General features: G+C 52.7%; 19 protein-coding genes and 3 pseudogenes. 13 read left to right on the top strand and 9 right to left on the bottom strand.

Features of this window, described 5'->3' with window-relative positions; genetic code table 11:
• Positions 1-24: 24 nt before the first annotated feature.
• Positions 25-2,214, bottom strand: coding sequence for a HEAT repeat domain-containing protein (locus tag K3T83_RS50835; protein ID WP_220210759.1), 2,190 nt, complete (start codon positions 2,212-2,214; stop codon positions 25-27).
• 151 nt (positions 2,215-2,365) lie between these two features.
• Between K3T83_RS50835 and K3T83_RS50840 the strand changes: the two are divergent.
• The 3 genes and pseudogenes from K3T83_RS50840 (at position 2,366) to K3T83_RS50850 (ending at position 4,903) form a co-directional block, all read left to right on the top strand.
• Positions 2,366-3,075, top strand: a pseudogene (locus tag K3T83_RS50840) (IS6 family transposase).
• A 224-nt stretch (positions 3,076-3,299) separates the two neighbouring features.
• The gene (locus K3T83_RS50845) at positions 3,300-4,154 is read left to right on the top strand and encodes a helix-turn-helix transcriptional regulator (protein WP_220210760.1); all 855 of its coding nucleotides are present in this window, start codon (positions 3,300-3,302) and stop codon (positions 4,152-4,154) included.
• 140 nt (positions 4,155-4,294) lie between these two features.
• Positions 4,295-4,903 (top strand): dihydrofolate reductase family protein, encoded by a 609-nt coding sequence (locus tag K3T83_RS50850; protein WP_220210761.1) that lies wholly within the window; start codon positions 4,295-4,297, stop codon positions 4,901-4,903.
• Between the two features lie 641 nt (positions 4,904-5,544).
• Here K3T83_RS50850 and K3T83_RS50855 read toward each other — a convergent pair.
• A complete protein-coding gene (locus tag K3T83_RS50855; protein WP_220210762.1) occupies positions 5,545-6,054 on the bottom strand; it encodes an Lrp/AsnC family transcriptional regulator in 510 nt (169 codons plus the stop codon).
• Between the two features lie 186 nt (positions 6,055-6,240).
• Between K3T83_RS50855 and K3T83_RS50860 the strand changes: the two genes are divergently transcribed.
• Genes K3T83_RS50860 through K3T83_RS50870 form a run of 3 tightly spaced genes read left to right on the top strand, consistent with a single transcriptional unit; the run spans position 6,241 to position 8,263 of the window.
• The gene (locus tag K3T83_RS50860) at positions 6,241-6,774 is read left to right on the top strand and encodes a Gfo/Idh/MocA family protein (protein WP_220210763.1); all 534 of its coding nucleotides are present in this window, start codon (positions 6,241-6,243) and stop codon (positions 6,772-6,774) included.
• The gene (locus tag K3T83_RS50865; RefSeq protein ID WP_220210764.1) at positions 6,720-7,340 is read left to right on the top strand and encodes a Gfo/Idh/MocA family protein; all 621 of its coding nucleotides are present in this window, start codon (positions 6,720-6,722) and stop codon (positions 7,338-7,340) included. The genes K3T83_RS50860 and K3T83_RS50865 overlap by 55 nt, the downstream gene beginning before the upstream one ends.
• 17 nt (positions 7,341-7,357) lie before the next feature.
• Positions 7,358-8,263 carry a sugar phosphate isomerase/epimerase family protein gene (locus K3T83_RS50870; protein WP_220210765.1) on the top strand — a complete coding sequence of 302 codons (906 nt, stop codon included), beginning with the start codon at positions 7,358-7,360 and terminating at the stop codon, positions 8,261-8,263.
• Between the two features lie 124 nt (positions 8,264-8,387).
• On the opposite strand, the gene K3T83_RS50875 is transcribed toward K3T83_RS50870, so the two are convergent.
• The gene (locus tag K3T83_RS50875; RefSeq protein ID WP_220210766.1) at positions 8,388-8,612 is read right to left on the bottom strand and encodes a hypothetical protein; all 225 of its coding nucleotides are present in this window, start codon (positions 8,610-8,612) and stop codon (positions 8,388-8,390) included.
• Between K3T83_RS50875 and K3T83_RS50880 the strand changes: the two genes are divergently transcribed.
• Complete coding sequence (locus K3T83_RS50880; RefSeq protein WP_220210767.1) at positions 8,596-9,186, top strand: dihydrofolate reductase family protein; 591 nt, start codon at positions 8,596-8,598, stop codon at positions 9,184-9,186. The two genes, K3T83_RS50875 and K3T83_RS50880, sit on opposite strands and share 17 nt — an antisense overlap.
• A gap of 223 nt (positions 9,187-9,409) precedes the next feature.
• Positions 9,410-9,541: a hypothetical protein gene (locus tag K3T83_RS57520; protein ID WP_268963593.1), complete on the top strand. Its 132-nt coding sequence runs from the start codon at positions 9,410-9,412 to the stop codon at positions 9,539-9,541.
• Positions 9,542-9,746: 205 nt separating this feature from the next.
• Here the strand turns inward: K3T83_RS57520 and K3T83_RS50885 are convergent.
• The 3 genes and pseudogenes from K3T83_RS50885 to K3T83_RS50895 all read right to left on the bottom strand — a co-directional run.
• Positions 9,747-9,929 (bottom strand): annotated as a pseudogene (locus K3T83_RS50885) (IS6 family transposase); the annotation flags it as partial.
• Between the two features lie 204 nt (positions 9,930-10,133).
• On the bottom strand, positions 10,134-11,705 hold the full coding sequence (locus K3T83_RS50890) for a DHA2 family efflux MFS transporter permease subunit (RefSeq protein WP_220210768.1): 1,572 nt from the start codon (positions 11,703-11,705) through the stop codon (positions 10,134-10,136).
• On the bottom strand, positions 11,702-12,385 hold the full coding sequence (locus tag K3T83_RS50895) for a TetR/AcrR family transcriptional regulator (RefSeq protein ID WP_220210769.1): 684 nt from the start codon (positions 12,383-12,385) through the stop codon (positions 11,702-11,704). The genes K3T83_RS50890 and K3T83_RS50895 overlap by 4 nt, the downstream gene beginning before the upstream one ends.
• 278 nt (positions 12,386-12,663) lie before the next feature.
• Here K3T83_RS50895 and K3T83_RS50900 point away from each other — a divergent pair.
• Positions 12,664-13,067 (top strand): annotated as a pseudogene (locus tag K3T83_RS50900) (IS6 family transposase); the annotation flags it as partial.
• A 79-nt stretch (positions 13,068-13,146) separates the two neighbouring features.
• Here K3T83_RS50900 and K3T83_RS50905 read toward each other — a convergent pair.
• On the bottom strand, positions 13,147-13,383 hold the full coding sequence (locus K3T83_RS50905; RefSeq protein WP_220210770.1) for a hypothetical protein: 237 nt from the start codon (positions 13,381-13,383) through the stop codon (positions 13,147-13,149).
• Positions 13,384-13,404: 21 nt separating this feature from the next.
• Between K3T83_RS50905 and K3T83_RS50910 the strand changes: the two genes are divergently transcribed.
• The 4 genes from K3T83_RS50910 (at position 13,405) to K3T83_RS50925 (ending at position 16,003) form a co-directional block, all read left to right on the top strand.
• A complete protein-coding gene (locus K3T83_RS50910; RefSeq protein ID WP_220210771.1) occupies positions 13,405-13,971 on the top strand; it encodes a multicopper oxidase domain-containing protein in 567 nt (188 codons plus the stop codon).
• 230 nt (positions 13,972-14,201) lie between these two features.
• Positions 14,202-14,444: a hypothetical protein gene (locus K3T83_RS50915; RefSeq protein ID WP_220210772.1), complete on the top strand. Its 243-nt coding sequence runs from the start codon at positions 14,202-14,204 to the stop codon at positions 14,442-14,444.
• Positions 14,445-14,577: 133 nt separating this feature from the next.
• A complete protein-coding gene (locus K3T83_RS50920) occupies positions 14,578-15,393 on the top strand; it encodes an arylamine N-acetyltransferase family protein (protein ID WP_220210773.1) in 816 nt (271 codons plus the stop codon).
• 295 nt (positions 15,394-15,688) lie between these two features.
• Entirely contained in the window at positions 15,689-16,003 is a 315-nt protein-coding gene (locus tag K3T83_RS50925) for a hypothetical protein (RefSeq protein ID WP_220210774.1), read from the top strand.
• 62 nt (positions 16,004-16,065) lie between these two features.
• Here the strand turns inward: K3T83_RS50925 and K3T83_RS57525 are convergent, their stop codons facing one another.
• A complete protein-coding gene (locus K3T83_RS57525) occupies positions 16,066-16,191 on the bottom strand; it encodes a hypothetical protein (protein ID WP_268963594.1) in 126 nt (41 codons plus the stop codon).
• Between the two features lie 75 nt (positions 16,192-16,266).
• Positions 16,267-16,803 carry a fibronectin type III domain-containing protein gene (locus tag K3T83_RS50930; RefSeq protein ID WP_220210775.1) on the bottom strand — a complete coding sequence of 179 codons (537 nt, stop codon included), beginning with the start codon at positions 16,801-16,803 and terminating at the stop codon, positions 16,267-16,269.
• Between the last annotated feature and the right edge of the window lie 6 nt (positions 16,804-16,809).

The raw sequence follows: 16,809 nt of genomic DNA on the forward strand, positions 1-16,809 counted from the left end.
CATTCTTGCAACACAACCGTCTGCTCAGCCATCGACGTATGCCGCCATCTGCTCTTCCAGTTCGGCGATGATCTCCTCTATTCTGCTGCTAACTTCCCTATCTGGATCATTGAGCAACTTTTTTAACAGAGGAAGGCTCTGTACTCCATAGCATTTCCTGAGCTTTTCTCCTGCATCTCTGCGCACCACCCAGTAAGGATCATCGAGGAAGGTTTTCAAGAGAGCCAGGCTTTGCTCTCCTGGAAGATTGCCCAGAGCCTGGACGATGTCCCAGCGTACTTTCGCGTCGGGATCATTGATCAGCGGTGCCAGAACAGCAATATACTGTTGATCCTGTGAGCGGCCCAGCGCGGCGATGACTCTTCCGCGCACCGAGGGCACCGGATCGCTCAACAGCGGGAGCAGCAAAGCAAAACATTGCTCGTCTTTCAGCGCACCTATCATCTCTACAGCCATTTCGCGCGTCAGCGGATCGGAATCGTGGAGCAATGGAAGGATGAAAGGGATGGATTGCGGATCTTTCAGCGCGCTCAGCGCTCGTACTGTATCCCAACGCACCATTGTACTCCTGTCCTGCAACAAAGGCATAAGCAGAGGAGTCAATGATGTATCCCCTGCTTGTTTATGCTTGCCCAGAGCCATCACAACGACCCGACGCACAGATTGCTGCTCATCCTCAAGCAGAGGCAGCAGCAGAGAAACACACTGGTCTCCTCCTATCTTGTCCAGAGCGCTCACTGCTGCAAGCCGCCTGGCTCCATCGGGGCTACTCAGCAAGGATGCCAATACACTAATACAGCGCTCATCAGGCCATTTGCTCAGGATTGCCGCCGCCTGTTCACATATATACCGCTCAGGATCATTCAGTAATGGGAGCAGCAAAGGAATACACTGTTCACTCTCCAACTGATCCAGCAACCATACCACTTCCTCACGTACCTCTTTACGGGGATTGCTGAGGTAGGGAACCAGTAAGGGAATACACTGCTTCTCTTTTATGTCTCTCAAGAGAGTCCGGGCACGCAGGCGCACATCCTCTGCTGGATCAGCCAGCAGAGGCACCAGATGCGGAATGTATTGTGCATCTTTGAATGTATCTCCCTGCAACGCCGCGCTGCGAACTTTTGCATTGCGATCCTTGAGGCGGGGAAGCAGCAAAGCTACGCGGCCCGGATCTTGCAGGCTGGCTAGCCTGGATACGACTGCTTCTCTTACTTCAGCCGCGGAATCGCTGAGCAAGGGGGTGATTATCGAAGCCAGTTGCTCTGGTTGCAGATGAAACAACCGGTTCACAACCCCACAACGCACGCCTGCATCAGCATCGCCAAGCAAGGTCGTGAGCAAGGGCAAGGTCTGAGAGTCTTTTAGTCTGCTTAATGTCTTGAGCAAGGCCTGGCGTACAGACAATTCCGGATCGTTGAGTAGCGGTTCCAACCAGGCAATACACCGTGCATCGCCCAGCTCTCCCAGCGCTTCGACCACTGCTGCCCGCACGCGCTGTTCAGGGTCACTGAGCAATGGTTCCAGCAAAGCCTGGCATTGTAGATTTTGTAGTTTACTCAGTGCAGTTATGGCTGCCACACGTACACTCGTTTTAGAATCATCGAGTAAAGGAAGAAATAGAGGCAAGCATTGCGGATCTCTCAGTTTGCCCAGGGCTTTTACAGCCTCTTCACGCATCATATAGCTCTGCTCATGGAGCAGTGGTTCCAGCAAAGCAATACATCGTGCATCGCCCAGTTCCCCCAACGCTTCTAGAGCTTTCCAGCGCACTATCGAGTCAGGATCACGAATGAGAGGGGCCAGCAAAGCAACACTTTGCACATCACCTGACTTGCCCAGAGCCTTTACGGCTGTTTCACGAATGTCTCGCTCACGATCTTGTAGCAGGGGAGCCAGGTGGGAAACCAGGTCAGGATCACGCCAGAGGGTCAACATTTCAACCACTTCCAGGCGAATTTTCGCTGATTTATCCGTCAGGCAAGGAAGCAGAGCTGGCAAAATCCGTGCATCATTGATCACTCTCAGCGCCTTAATCACCTCCAACCTCACCGCAGATTGTTTATCCTGCACCATAGAAATCAACTCATTCAGCGCCTTTGCACCATAGAACCGCCGCAACAGATATACCGCCTTTTTGCGCTGGCTGACACTCAGATCCGGATTTTTCATATTTGCAACACAAGCAGTAAAAGAAGATTCAGGTGCTAGCATTAAACCATGAACTCCTCAGATAGTTTTCTTCTGTGGGAAGCATGCGAGTGCGCATGCTGTGTTCCTTATTATAACCCGCTCATTCTGGTTGTGTTGCAAGAAGTCAACCGATCTGCTAGAGTGAAGAGAAACGAGCCAAAGAGGATCAGACATGATCGAGCAGAATCTGTTCAAATGGCGTCATTTTCAAGTTGACATCATCCTTCTGTGCGTCCGTTGGTATCTGCGTTATACGCTCAGTTACAGAGATCTCGAAGAAATCATGCTAGAACGGGGACTCCATGTCGATCATAGTACCATTTATCGTTGGGTCCAGCAGTATGCTCCTGAATTGGAAAAACGATGCCGCCCCTATTTGAAGCCTACAACCGATTCCTGGCGGGTGGACGAAACCTATGTCAAGATCAAAAAAGAGTGGATGTACCTGTATCGGGCGGTTGATTCAGAGGAAAGACCCTCGACTTTTGGTTGAGTTCAACCAAAGATGGAGAAGCCGCCAAGCACTTCCTTTTGAAAACGCTTGCTGCCTCTCATACGAGCTCGCCACGCGTGATCAACGTCGATAAAAACGCGGCCTATCCGAAAGCCTTTGCTGCATTGAAGGCGGAAGAACATCTCTTCGCAAGCTGTGAATTGCGACAAGTGAAGTACCTTAATAACTTGGTGGAACAAGATCATCGCTTCATCAAACGCTTAACGAGGCCAGGAATGGGCTTTTTCTCTGCTGAGACAGCCAGGCGAACATTACAGGGGTATGAGATGATGAACATGATAAGAAACGGGCAACTGCAAGGGGTGTGCAAAGGAGACATTCGAAGCCAGATTGCATTGGTCAATAAGCTCTTTGGAATGGCTTCCTAAACTAAACAGGCAGAAAGATTCCATACATATTTTTGCCCTTCTTATTTTTTGCAACACAACCGCCTTTTTTGCCTCTCTGAAAGAGACAGAAAATTCCCGCTCAATCTTGGGAGTTACATCCCATCAAATAAGCTCCAACAAAAATATGCGGAATTTTTTCAATACAATAGGTCATAAGTGCGCTTATAATGTAGACAGCTGAGTCGCTATAGGGAGATTGTTGAATGTTGCATCAACCGATATATGCTCCGGTGCCAATGTTGGCAGCAGATGTGAACTGCTTTTGGGCGCTTGAGCAAGACCAGGAAAGCTATAACCGTGAGGTGTACCTCCCTGATGCATACATCGAAGTGGTGATCAATGTGGGTGCGCCACTCATGTTGGAGAGCGAATACGGAATGCTCGAACTACCACGGGCATTTGTTAACCCGCTTCAAAATAAGCCGCTTCGGATTCGCGCTGCTGGTTTCTGCCAGATGATTTCGATGCAGTTGTATCCCTGGGCGGTCAAGCCGATCTTGAATATTGATGCTGATCCATCAACTGTGCATGTGATCGGCCTTGATGCAGATTGGCAGCGTTTTGCGGATGATCTGACGCAGATTGTCGCGCATCGAGGATATGGAGAAGCCATCGACTGCTATCAGGAATTTGTCTGCAAAACTGCTTATCGGCAGAAGCACGATCTCATGCTAATCCTCACTGCCGGACATTTACTGCATCGCTCTCATGGTCAAATCCGCATGGCAGACCTTGCTGCACAGAGCTACCTGTCATCCAGCCAATTCGAGCGACAGTTCAAACATTACACGGCTATTTCGCCTAAAGCATATGCCCGGATTGTTCGCTTTGGTAGCCTCCAGGCCGCATTACTGGTGAATCCATCCATCCGATTAGCAGATCTGGCGGATGTCTATGGCTACAGTGACCAGGCGCACCTGATCCGCGAATTTAAGTCTTTTGCAGACTGTACACCACGCGATTTCGCTGCTTCTGCACCCGCCTATTTTGAACTTCGGCAAAATGAGGATTGGTGCGATTTCATGAAGCAGTATTTTAACTTATCTTACGCAGGGTGAGGGAATAAAGCAATCGAAGTCAATGGAGTGATCTCCGAAACCTGGATATGAGAGAAAGGAAGAACCATGAAACTGGTAACCAATCACGTTCTGACGCCAACATCGTCCGACGACCAATCCATCGCTCGAGGAGGAGCACGATGAGAGAGCTCATGATCGACCTCGGCACTACCCTGGACGGCTACGCGTCGGGGGATGGCTGGCCCGGCTGGTGGGGTCTCGAAGGGCCGGAGTACCTCGCTTGGCTCGGCGAGCAACCACCGGTGACGTACCTGATGGGCGCGAACACGTACCGGCTGATGTCCGGCTTCGCCGGCGGAGAGACGCCGGCGGGAACCGCCGCGATTGAAGCCGAGGAGGAGGCCAGCGTCGACGAGCTCACGCGAGCGCCGAAGGTGGTGTTCTCGGCCTCGCTCGAGGAGCCCCTCACGTGGGCCAACACGACCCTCGTGCGCGGCGACGCCGTGCAGGCGGTCCGGGCGATGAAGGAGGAGGGCTTCGGCATCCTCAGCACGCTCGGCAGCGTCAGCCTGTGTCGGTCGCTGCTCAAGGCGGGTCTTGTAGACCGTTTCCGGGTGGTCGTCTTTCCCGTGATCACCGGTGCCACCGGCGCGGAACGCATCTACGACGGTTATCCCGATGTTGCCCTCGATATGGTTAGCACCCGAACGTTCGACGGCAGGATTCAGCTGCTGGAGGGCGTCCCCAGAGTGCTTGCCGGTCCGCCGGGCGTGAACAACGCTCCCTGAAGTCAGGGAACATTAACACGCTGTAGGCTACCGAAGGGCAAAACGCTCCAAGTCTATCGGCCCAACGGACGCCCGGAGTACGCACCGTGATAGAGGTGCTGAAAGTCTGCCCGATTATGGACAAAGCCCAGAGCAGCATGGCTCAGGTTGGCGAGCCGACCTGTATGGCTATGTCGCGCGACTGATGCACATCATCGGGAAATTGTCCTGTCCTCTCCACAGATATTCATCTGCGTAAGGTGACTTACATCGTATTTCAGACTGATTGAACTGTTAATGCAGGTCGGGCAGTCCGCAACCCCTACGAAGCATATGATCTGACGCGTAGGGGCGGCTTGCCCCGCTCGCTCGAATAGAACAATCATCGCAAGAACTCTCTTATTGAACGCAGTTGGTGAAAATAATTGGTGATTATCCTCTCATCTCACCTTGAAGAAAATGAGACTTTGATTATGATACGTTTTTTTGCGACTGGTCAATGCTCATCATCATGCTCGTTGATGTGATGCGTTCTCATGCCAGAAAAGTAGAACCGTGAGTGTCAGAAAACGGTCGATAATGAGACATCTTTCTCATTGGTTACCCACATCTGATCTGAAAGGAAGATTTCTAGAGGAGAGATCAGCAGGATTTAAACGCCTCTAGTGCTCGGCCCACCCTGGATCAGTGGGAGGATCGACGTTGACGTCGAGTTGTTCCCAATCGATCATGCGATGAGTCAGCGCGCTGGATGTCACGATATGAACCACTAGTGCTCCATGAGTTCCCAAGCGTTCATTGAAGGCTTCCAGATGTCGCATCGAAGCCAGTGCCACTTTGAGCAGAGAACAGTGGCTGCCGCTCAGCTTATGCATCTCAAGGACTTCTGGAAACTCCGCTACTGTACTCATTTTTAAGAGGCATTTGCCAGGAGCACAGCGTAATTGAATCAGCGCCAACAGCGGCATCCCCACTTTCGCCGGGTCGATTCGCGCCCCATAGCCCATGATGACACCCGCATCTTCCAATTTCCGCACGCGCTCTGCGGCTGCCGGAGCGGATAACCCCACCCGTCGTCCCAGCTCATTGTACGAGAGGCGAGCGTCTCGTTGCAGCTCGCGCAGGAGCTTCCAGTCCGTACCATCGAGTGGTCTTTCTGTTTGCAAAGCCATATTCCATTATTCCTTTCTCTTTTTGGGAAAGTATAGCATATTCCTTTGCGTTTTGTATTCACTTCTCGGCTGTTTCCAGCTATCATTAACAACAATAGTGATGGAGAACGTCCTCATATTCTGCACCTCTTTTCATGCAGAAAAGGATCTTCCATCATTGAGAAGGACTTTTTAGGAAAGAGAACAATGATGCGAAAAGTACATGTAGCCATTGTCGGCTGTGGAAAAGCAGCGGAGCACTATGTCTCCCACTTACAACAGAGCAATGCTGTTGATCTGGTAGCAGTGAGTGACCCGGTAGCAGGCCGTGCAGAGCACTTTGTACGCACTTACGCCATTGAGCACGCTTTTCCAGACGTTGACGAGATGCTCAACGTTCTCGATTTTGAGCTCCTGGTCAACCTCACTCCCATGCCGTTGCATGCTTCTGTCAATCGGAAAGCTCTGGAAGCGGGGAGAAATGTCTGGTGTGAGAAGCCAATTGCCGCAGATCTGCAAGATGCACAGGCACTGCTCTCCCTGGCCAAGCTTCGAGGCGTTGGCCTGTGGAGCGCTCCCGCGAATCTCATTTCCCCCAGCTTTCAGTTTATGACGAGCATGCTCACGGCAGGCACCATTGGACGCCCCTCTGCCGCTCATGGAATCATTGGCTCAAGTGGCCCTGCATGGCCGGGAAGCGCCTGGTTTTACCAGAAAGGGGGGGGAGTCTTTTTGATATAGGTGTCTACCTTGTCTCATTGTTCACCGGTCTGCTTGGCCCCGCGCAAAACGTCATGGCGATGGCAGGAACGGCCATGGAGCAGCGTCTCATCAACGGGGAAGCCATTGTGGTTGAAGCTGATGACACGACCGCGCTGATTCTGGATCACGGGAATGCCGTCTATTCCGTGATTCAGTCCGGCTTTGTCTATGCCGCCTTGCGTCAGGAATGGACGGTCCAGATCACTGGCACAGAGGGTGCGATGACCATGAGTGGCCCTGCCTGGGAGCCTGGAGAGGTCAGCATCTATCGTGGGGATCAGGTGAAAGCTCCTGGTCAGTGGGAAACCTTTGAGCAGGAGCCCTATGTCTGGCAGAGTGGGGCAACTTATATTGCTGAATGTCTTGCCAAAGGAGAGAAACCGGTATTGAGTGGGGAGCATGCTGTACACGTTCTTGACGTGATGCAGGCGGCACTCCGCTCGGCGCGGACAGGGCAGCGCGTCCAGATTGCTTCAACCTTTCCCTCGCCGATGAGGAAGCAAGACGGAGGAAAGCCAGAGCGGACACGTGACCAGATTGCATAAACAGGGGAGAAAAGGATATGCAAAAAGCTCTTGCTCACACAGGATTGCGTCTGGGAGCGATGGCCCATGAACTCATCGCCAGGCCAGACGAGAGAGAACAGCTTCTCTCCCATCTCAGTCGTTTCGGGCTCACCACTCTCCAACTGGGAACGCCGTTGCTTGAGAAGGTCTTCGCCGAAAGAGAACGGACCGTGGAATGGAGTACGCCACTGCAAGCAGCCGGCAGAGCTATCATCGCTCTGGGCGGCTACCGAAACCTCGTTGCGCCCAACGAGACACAACGGCGAGCGAACACTGCGTTCTTGCAACGCTGCCTGGAACTCGCGCCAAACTATGGAACGGAGATAGTTGCAACTGAGACGGGAACGTGCAATCGTGAGAACGATTGGGGCCCCTCGCCTGAAAACCAGGGAACAGAAGCATGGGAGAGCCTCTGCACCACGCTGCGAGAACTGCTGCCTGTTGCGGAGCGGCACGGCACCATTCTGGCTATAGAGGGGCATGTGAACCATGTGATTAATACCCCGGAGCGTCTGGCGAGGCTTTTAGCGCAATTCCCGACGCCGCATCTTCAGGTTGTGCTTGATCCCTACAACTATGTGGGAAAGGATCAGCTTTTACACATAGAGCAGGTGGTCGCAGCGTTCCTTCAGCAGTTCAAGGACCGTTTCGTACTGGCACATCTCAAAGATGTCTGTCAACAAGGGGCTGAGAGCGACACCCCGGCGTTTGGACAAGGAGTCTTTCCACAACAACTCTATCTCGATTTTGTGCGGAAAGAGCGTCCTGATTTGCCGCTTATTCTCGAACATGTGGCTGTCGATCAGCTCCCTGGCGTTCTTGAGGAGGTGCTCGTTACCTGGAATCTGGTACTGGGAAAAGGAAAGGAGACCGATGAGTCGATTCACGAGAGCAAAAATTGAGTACGTGCAGAGCCAACGTCGCGAAAGACTGGCAATGACCAATGAGCAGGGGGCGATACGTGGTCCCAACGGGCTTTCGTGAGAAGTTATAAGAGCAACTAGAAAGTTGAGGAGGACAGGCTCTTCATCCAGCTTTTAGCCCGGAACTGATTCGGCTGAGGCCAAAGCGTATCATCTCCTGGGATAGATCCGGCAAGACGCTCCCCTGGCCTGCCTTCAGGCGTAATGTCCGATAAGGAGCACATCGGTCTGCGATAACGAGGAAGAGTGTCCATCGTTTATCGTCGTAGTTTATCTCCTGCTCTTGGCAGGAGAGCGAGAAAGGACGAACCATGAAACTGACAACCACTACGCAGGTCTCCATTGACGGCGTGATGCAGGGACCCGGCGTGAACCTCGCCGAGCACGAGCGCGGCGTATTCGAGCGCGCCGGATGGGCGCACTTCGACAACGAAGCCGGGACGGTCATGGACGAGATCTACCAGCGCGCCGACGCGTTCCTGTTCGGCAGGCGGACCTACGAGCTCTTCGCCGACACCTGGGGAGCGTGGGACGATCCGGGCAATAGCCCGATCTGGACGGCGTTGAACACGAAGCCCAAGTACGTGGCATCGACCACACTCACCGACCCGCGGTGGACGAACACGATCGTTCTCTCCAGTGGGGTCGTGGCCGCCATCCGCGAGCTGAAAGCCAAACCGGGGCGCGAACTACAGGTGCACGGCTGCGGTGCCCTATTCCGGTGGTTGCTCGACAACGACCTTGTTGACGAGATGACCCTGTTCACCTTCCCCGTGGTCGTCGGTCAGGGCACGCGGCTGTTCCCTGACACCGGTCGAGACAGGGTGCTCGAACTGGTCGAATCGCAGGCCACCCCGAGCGGTGTGACGATCCAGGTCTACCGTATTAGCGCCAAGTTATAATTGTTTCTGCTTGCCTATCGTTGGTTACTTGGGCGCTCGTGTCCCAGGAAACCAAGGTTTTTTGAGACTCTTCGGTTCTGGGGAAGAGTCTCGTCAACCTTCGGAGAGGATTGCGTAAGCGCCACAGCCTCTCCCATCGGTATGAAAGATGAAATTGCTCCTAATCTATGGCTTCTGGACCCTCAAGAGGTTCTGTTAAATCCGTGAGGAGTTTCTCAAGCCGTTGTATCGTACACTGATGACGTTCCACCTCACGTACCCACCCTTTCTCCTGGGCTTCTTCCATCAATGCGCGCTCTATCCAACGGCGGCGGCGGAGTCGAGGGGTATACGCTGGGGTGGTGACAAACTTTGAGCAGGTCAGGTACAGGTCACACTCCCATGGTCCTTGCGTTCCCGTTTTGTTTTCCCGACAGGAATATGTAAACGAGGTGTCCCATCAGGATAGGTATCCAAGCAATCAAAGGGGTTGTGTTGCAAGAAATTGCAAAGAAGAAACTGAGGCACGATGGTAAGGAACCATCGTTCTTAGGCTACCGCTCCAAAGAGTGTGGCGATCCAGGAGCATTCTCCTGAACCCATCGATAAATGGTTGTGTGATCCACATGTAGCCCACGTTCCATCATCATTTCTTCGAGGTCACGATAGCTGAGCGAATATCGAAGATACCATCTGATACACAGAAGGATTATGTCAGATTGGAAGTGGCGCCACTTAAAAGGATTTTGGCTTGGATGGCCCATGATGGAGATCGCTTTCGTTCTTTTCTCTCCACTGTACCAGATCAGCTTCCTTTTTTGCAACACTACCTGATTTTGTGAAGATGTTGAGCATGTAAGAGGAGCAGCCTTCTCTTACGTGCTCAACATCCATGAATTTCCTATAGTACGAATCTTGCAAGAGCCAGTAAACCATTTGACGTGGCTCTTTTTTGCGGTTTCTTTGCCCTAATCGGTCAGTATCGGTTCGCGTTCCAGTACAAAATCTTCTCCACGCGCTTTCGCCTCCTTGAGCGCCAGCAGAGAGGGGTCGCGACCCACAATCAGGGCCAGCACAATTGAGGCAGCACAGAAGATTACCACGACCAGGAACGTATCGTTGAGGCCAAGCGTTGACGCATGTTGAGCAACGCAGGCGTGCAGGATAGCCTGGTTAGATGCGGAAGCACAGGCAGCGCCGATATTGCTAAACTGATGTGATAGCGAGCCTGTTTGCATCGCTGCCTGGATATTCAGAGCGTAGTTCGCTCCCTGTTGCGTCAGGTAAGTGGTGAGACCTGCAACACCAATGGCACTGGCAACCATGCGAGTGACTGTCACCAGCGAGGACGCCTTCGCCATAGCTCGATTGCTGACGGCGGATAGCGCCACTGTCTGTAGAGGAGGCATGGTAAAGCCCAGCCCCAGACCGCGTAGGACCAACCAGACCTGTAGCGAAACACCCGACGTGTTGACATCCAGTTGTGTGAGGCTATAGGTGCCAATCACAAGTAGCGCTAACCCGCTTGCAGCTAAGATGCGCGGACCAACCCGGTTGTAGAGAGCACCAGAGAGCGCCATACCGACACCCATCGCAAGCCCCTGGCTAATAAGCAACTCACCCGCTACCAGAGCCGTTGCGCCCTGAATGTTCTCGAAGAAGAGTGGGAGCAAGAATAAACTGCCAAAGAGCACCGCCGCGACAATCCAGACGACAATATTTGAGATCGTGAATGTATAATTTGCGAAGAGGCGGAGATCCATCACCGGGTCGCTGACGCGCAGTTCGATCACGATAAAGGTCGCCAGCACCACCGCGCCAACAACGATAAACGTGAGCACGGTAGGATCGCCCCAGCCTTTAGAGCCAGCCTCAGTAATACCGTAGACTAAGGCAGTAAAGCCAATCATCGAAAGGACCAGACCCAGGATGTCGAAGCGCGACTTGCCGACGGCCTCTCCCTGATTCTCAAAATCCGCTGCACGACCTGGTAACATTAGAATTGCCAGGATCAGTGCGACGATGCCAATAGGGATATTGATGCTAAAGATTGCATTCCAGGAGAAGCTGGTGCTCAGATAGCCACCGATAGTTGGACCAAAGGCCGGTGCCATCATAACAGGAATGCCTAGCACCGCATTTGCCATCCCGCGCTCAGTTGGCGGGAAGATGCGAAAAATGATCGAAAACGCAATTGGTAGCAGCGCTCCGCCGCCGATGCCCTGGAAGACGCGAAAGATGATCAGCGTCTCTTTGGTTGGCGCAAGCGCACAAAGCGCTGAGCCAGCGGTAAACAGCATCAATGCTGTCAGAAAGACCAGTTTTGAACCAATACGGTCACTCAGATAGCCGACAACGGGAATGACGGCTGCTTGAGCCAGAAAATAGGCTGAAGCCACCCAGGTAATTGTTTCAAAGTCTGTATGAAAAGCTTTTTGCATTTGTGGGAGCGTGACGCTCACAATCGTATTGTCCAGAATAGCCATAAACAGCCCTAACGACACAACTGCCGCCACCCGCCATCGATACCCTCTTGTCATTTTTCAGACCTTTCCAGAGATGGATTGACTATGCCATGCAAAATGAGTTCAACGATCTGCTGGCGCGCAAACGCCAAAGTTTCTGGTTGGCTGGTCAGAGTCTCGCTCAGGAACCACTCATAACGAGGGAGGTTGAGCAAGTACATAACACACAGATGTAGAATGCTCAAGAACACGAAGCGTGTGTTGAGCTTTGGATTGATAATGCCTGCTTCCTGGGCGCTGTGTAAGAAGCTCCCCAGGCAGATCATACAGGCTCTATGTTCCTCAAGTTCTTTTATATCTCCTAAAAAAGTGTGCCAGCCCTCTGCCGCCTCCCAGGCCATAATGTGCAAATTACGTGGATTCTTTGATAGAAACGTGCAGTAGCGATCAATGTTCAATTCCAGGAAAATGCGCAAGCGGCTGACACTCATCTCGTCGCTGCTCTGCACGAAAGCCGTGAGTGGCTCCAAGTATCCATCCATCATACGCTTTTTGAGTCGCACTATAATCGCCCTGTATAATCCCTCTTTTCCTCCAAAGTAGTGAAAGATGAGGCTTTTGTTGTACCCTGCCTCTGCTCCGATGGCATCGATGCGTGCGCCAGCAAATCCCACACGCGCAAAAACCTCTTCAGCGGCCTCTAAGATGGCCTCGCGTGCAACCTCGGCGTCGCGTTCGCGAATAACTTTGCCCACTTTTGTTCTTATCCTCCCTGCCTAATCAACTGGTTGATTGAATTAATCGTATGATTGATTGAATTAATCAGATGGTTAAATGATAACACTCGTACCCTTCGATGTCAAGGAAACTGGATCAGAATGGAAGCGTCAGAACTGAGAACAGAGGAAGCAAAAAATTGATTAGGGAGAGATCTCGTCTCTCTTCTTGAGGTTAGGTTTTCAGAACGAGAGTCTTTAAGAGAGCCAATCGTTGGCGAAACAGCTCGCGTTGTTGGGCAAGAGATACCGATTGGTTGATCGTCGTGCTCTTTCGACTTCGCTACAAGTTTGAGCTTACGGGATCTGGCCGAGATGTTTTTGGAACGTGGCATTGTGTTCACGCACGAGGCGGTTCGTGACTGGGAAGCACGGTTTGCTCCGTTATTGGCTGACCACCTACGGGCCAAACGCTGTGGACACGCAGAAACCTCATGGTATGTCGATGAAACCTACGTCAAAGTGCACGGGAAGTGGTGCTACCTCTACCGCGCCATTGATTCGGATGGGAACCTGGTTGATTCGCGCTCTCCGCGAGAAACGGGATATGCAGGCTGCCAAGAGCTTTTTCAAGCAAGCTCTCGCTACAGTTGGTCACGCCCCAGAGCGGGTGACGACCGATGGGCATGACGCTTACCCACGGGTCATTCGTGAGATCCTCGACCTATTATCAGCGCAAACGGGCCGAGGGCAAGAGTCACAGCATGGCGGTTCGCCCTCTGGAACAAGCGCGAGGTCTATCAGCGCTCCACCTTGAGAGCGCCCAGCGCCTGCATGCCCAACGCGCTGCGTGATGGCGTTCGCCCGGTAAAGCCATCTTTGAACCCATCCTTGCTGTGATGGGCAGAGTCCTCATACCTGTTTTTCTTCCCCAGCCGTTTCAAGTGGTTGCTATCGATGGAACGGATCTGAATGCTCCGACAGACGTGACCAGGCAACGGCTTCTGGTTGCTGCCGGGGGAAGGTATGACATTCAATTCACCATGCCAGGGACGGCAGTGTCGCTCGATTGGCTGCAAAAGCGTTCAAATGTGCGTCTCCTGCTGAGCCAGGATGCCACGGCGAGCGCGCCTGTCCTGGCAGATGGTCCCGTCTTCAATCCAGCCACGTATGGGAGCCCGGCTAAGACGCCATTTGGGCTGTCAAGCCACTTTGACAAGGAATTCACGTTGATCCTTGATGATATGATAGGCTTTTATGATGGCAAGATGGAATCGGTGTGGCCAATCAACGGGGAAGTGTTTCCGAATACCCCGATGCTGATGGTGCGTGAAGGAGATCTGGTCAAAGTGAGCTTTGTCAACCCGAGTTGGATGGATCACCCCATGCTGGTGCTGAGCTACAATGGGCGACCTGTCACGGGAAGTCCCTGGTGGGTTGATACGCTCAACGTCGCTCCGGGAGAAAGCTATGAAGTTGCTTTTCGTGCCGATAACCCGGGGATATGGATGGATCACTGCCATAATCTCGATCATGCAGCGGCTGGGATGATCCTTCACCTGGGGTATGAAGGAGTTTCCAGCCCCTTTGAGGTAGGTCATGGCACGATCAACCAGCCAGAATGAAGCCTGGCGGGCTGGGAGTGCTTTGGAGCCAGAACGAAGGGACTCCACCGCGACCATCGTGCGCCGTTTCGACGCACGAAAGATCCTCTCTTGAGGGGGTCAAGACCATGCGTCTGACAAATCACTCTACTGAAGAGCTGCTAAAATATGTGTTATCTGAGAGCTGCCTGTATCAGTGATCTCCGCAAAGAAGGCTTTGCGGAACGAGGCCACAGGAACGCAAGCGACTGATGGCGCTTCTCGCAATGCTGACCCTGGGCGGGATCACGGGAGCAAGGGCGACGGAGAGCGCTTCTGGCAGTTCCCCAGAGGGGGAACAGGAGCGACTCATGGCGATTTCGGTGACGGTGGCGATTCCGGGGGTATGGAACTCACGCGGAACCGAAGCGACGAGTGACGACGCTGGCGACTCCTCACAGAGCAAAGCTGGCCATAATACCAGTGCGCATCTGGCAACATCATGGTATGCTTGAGCATGGAGTCGCTCTGTGGAAACCTACTTCCTGTGTAAAAGAGATCATCTTACGCAGAGCGCTTGCAAGCAACGTGTCAACGCTCTTCTAGAGCGCGCATGCTCAAGTGCTCTGAGAGGAGAAATACCTGACAATGTCTGATACTCATCCGCTTCGTCTTGCGGCCTATCTGGAACGTATCCGTTACGATGGGCCGCTCACGCCCTCGCTAGAGGTACTGCGCCGCCTGCATCGCGCTCAGGTGTCGAGCATCCCCTTCGAGAACCTCAATCTGTTCCTGGGGCGACCGATCCTGCTCGATTCGGCCAGCCTTGTCAGCAAGCTCATCGAGCAGCGGCGCGGCGGCTACTGCTATGAACTCAATGGTCTGTTCTTTCTGGTTTTACAGCACCTGGGCTTTACCGTAACCCCTCTGGCAGCACGCGTTTTTAACGGCGAACAGTTTCTGCACAAATCCCATCGCTTAACGCTGGTCGAGATCGATGAAGAGCGCTGGATTGCGGACGTAGGTTTCGGCGGCAATGGCCTGGTCGAACCCATTTCCCTCCAACTGGAGCGCGAGTTCCCTCAGCGCCTCGACACCTATCGCTTGCTGGCCGATCCCAAACTCGGCTTTCTATTCCAGCATAAATTGGGCGACCAGTGGCGTAATCTCTATGCTTTCTCGCTGGAAGAACAATATCCCCCCGATTATGAAGCGATGAATTATTATGCTTCAACGAATCCCAACTCTCACTTTACGCACCATACAATTGCTACAATTGTGGCTGATGATGCCCGCATTATCCTCAATAACGCTGAATTCAAAATTCGCCGCCCCGATGAGACGATTACAATGCATCTCGCTGATGACGCCTATCGGGAAATGCTTCAGCACTACTTCAGCATTGAGCTACCACCCGGCAGCAGGCTACAATCGCCGTTCTCTGAGTTCAGTCTGGAGCTCTGAGTTTGAAGCGAGAGGGAGTGAGTAAGGCTCACGAGTGGTTTAGAGGATAGTTGGGTGTTATATGAGCTCGACTTTGTACATTTTTGGGAGATGAACCTTCTCTTCCTGGCAGGTCTGTCAGAAATGGTAAGATACGACCAGAAACCTCTTGACCCTTACACTGATGTCAGGGTGTATGATCCGTCCCGGATACTGTTGCTAAATTGCTGAAGGTGAAAACCAGGCGAAAGTCTGCTACGATTCCGATGAGGAAGCCACTGCTCTGGCCGATTACTGGCGGCAGCAGCACGCAGGAGTGTCTCGCTCCACTGATCCCAATGCGGTAACGCAGCCCTCTCCCCAATCTGGTTGGGAGAGAAATGAGGCGATTACCGACGATGGTGATCTGGGTGACGCTCTTTTAGGGGAGGCAGAAGTTGTCGTACGCGAATATGGGCGTGCTTCGATTTCGCTCCTGCAGCGCCGCCTATTATTTCGGCATTTCATTATCTTATTTACAGAAGGCATGAGTCGTTCTGCACAGCAGGGCGACTTATGGTCTGATCGCTCTCCCCTACTATCAGCACACCAACCCTGCACTCGCGGGCATTGCTCGACGCGCAATCAATGAGGTCCTCACCGATCACCAACACGCCCTATGACACGGACGCTCTTCTTCGCCCGTCGCTTTGTTTAGAAGATGTCAATCCCAACAATAATGATCCTGGTAAGCAAGCGGTTCTGGAACCGCTTGCTTACCAGGATCATTATTGTTGGGATTGACAGGCCAGCACTCTGAGTCTGGAGACCTTCTTCCACCTATCACCTTCTTGCAAGATTCCCGCCTGCCCCTGAAAAAGAGCCGAACTCGACATCCACACGCTATAGGCAAGGTTATGTATTCATCGAGACCGTCGGCGACCACTTCTCGCAGCCATGTGTAAAGCACGCCCTGACTGCGAAGTCGTACTGCGTCCCCGGGTGAACATTTTTAAAGGGGGAAGTCATGTAGGTAGAACCTGCACGGTCAGTAACAGTAAACTGCTGCCACGTATCGTATCCAGGCCGTTTCCAGTCAACCTGATAGTAAAGACCAGAGCATCCCTCAAAACAGATGATTCTCGACCACTTCAGCAGCATGGTTTTGCCACAACTGTTGTACCCAAATCCGAATCTAGGGCTTCCATTGTTGTTCCTATAGAGTATGGGATTCTGGTCTTCCTGATAAGTCGCGTTAGTCGCTCTTGTATTGTAATTCCAACATCCTCCGCTCGCATGTGCAGAAGGGGTAGCAGCGAATGCCCCGACCATGACCAGCAGTGCAACAACTGCTAAGAAGATGCCAGCACGCCGGTAAATCTGGATCAGCCATCTGCGATGACCTGCTTGAGAAGCAGTAGAGGGGATAACAGTGAAAGTGTTCTGGTTCATAATCGT

The sequence above is a fragment of the Reticulibacter mediterranei genome, assembly GCF_016587455.1.

What these genes read in the sequence shown, in the direction of transcription:
- K3T83_RS50920 (WP_220210773.1), top strand. Translation starts at nt 14,578, where the DNA reads ATGTCTGATACTCATCCGCTTCGTCTTGCGGCCTATCTGGAACGTATC.
- K3T83_RS50860 (WP_220210763.1), top strand. Translation starts at nt 6,241, where the DNA reads ATGATGCGAAAAGTACATGTAGCCATTGTCGGCTGTGGAAAAGCAGCG.
- K3T83_RS50845 (WP_220210760.1), top strand. Translation starts at nt 3,300, where the DNA reads ATGTTGCATCAACCGATATATGCTCCGGTGCCAATGTTGGCAGCAGAT.
- K3T83_RS50880 (WP_220210767.1), top strand. Translation starts at nt 8,596, where the DNA reads ATGAAACTGACAACCACTACGCAGGTCTCCATTGACGGCGTGATGCAG.
- K3T83_RS50835 (WP_220210759.1), bottom strand. Translation starts at nt 2,214, where the DNA reads ATGCTAGCACCTGAATCTTCTTTTACTGCTTGTGTTGCAAATATGAAA.
- K3T83_RS50890 (WP_220210768.1), bottom strand. Translation starts at nt 11,705, where the DNA reads ATGACAAGAGGGTATCGATGGCGGGTGGCGGCAGTTGTGTCGTTAGGG.
- K3T83_RS50855 (WP_220210762.1), bottom strand. Translation starts at nt 6,054, where the DNA reads ATGGCTTTGCAAACAGAAAGACCACTCGATGGTACGGACTGGAAGCTC.
- K3T83_RS50915 (WP_220210772.1), top strand. Translation starts at nt 14,202, where the DNA reads ATGGCGCTTCTCGCAATGCTGACCCTGGGCGGGATCACGGGAGCAAGG.
- K3T83_RS50870 (WP_220210765.1), top strand. Translation starts at nt 7,358, where the DNA reads ATGCAAAAAGCTCTTGCTCACACAGGATTGCGTCTGGGAGCGATGGCC.
- K3T83_RS50930 (WP_220210775.1), bottom strand. Translation starts at nt 16,803, where the DNA reads ATGAACCAGAACACTTTCACTGTTATCCCCTCTACTGCTTCTCAAGCA.
- K3T83_RS50865 (WP_220210764.1), top strand. Translation starts at nt 6,720, where the DNA reads ATGGCCGGGAAGCGCCTGGTTTTACCAGAAAGGGGGGGGAGTCTTTTT.
- K3T83_RS50850 (WP_220210761.1), top strand. Translation starts at nt 4,295, where the DNA reads ATGAGAGAGCTCATGATCGACCTCGGCACTACCCTGGACGGCTACGCG.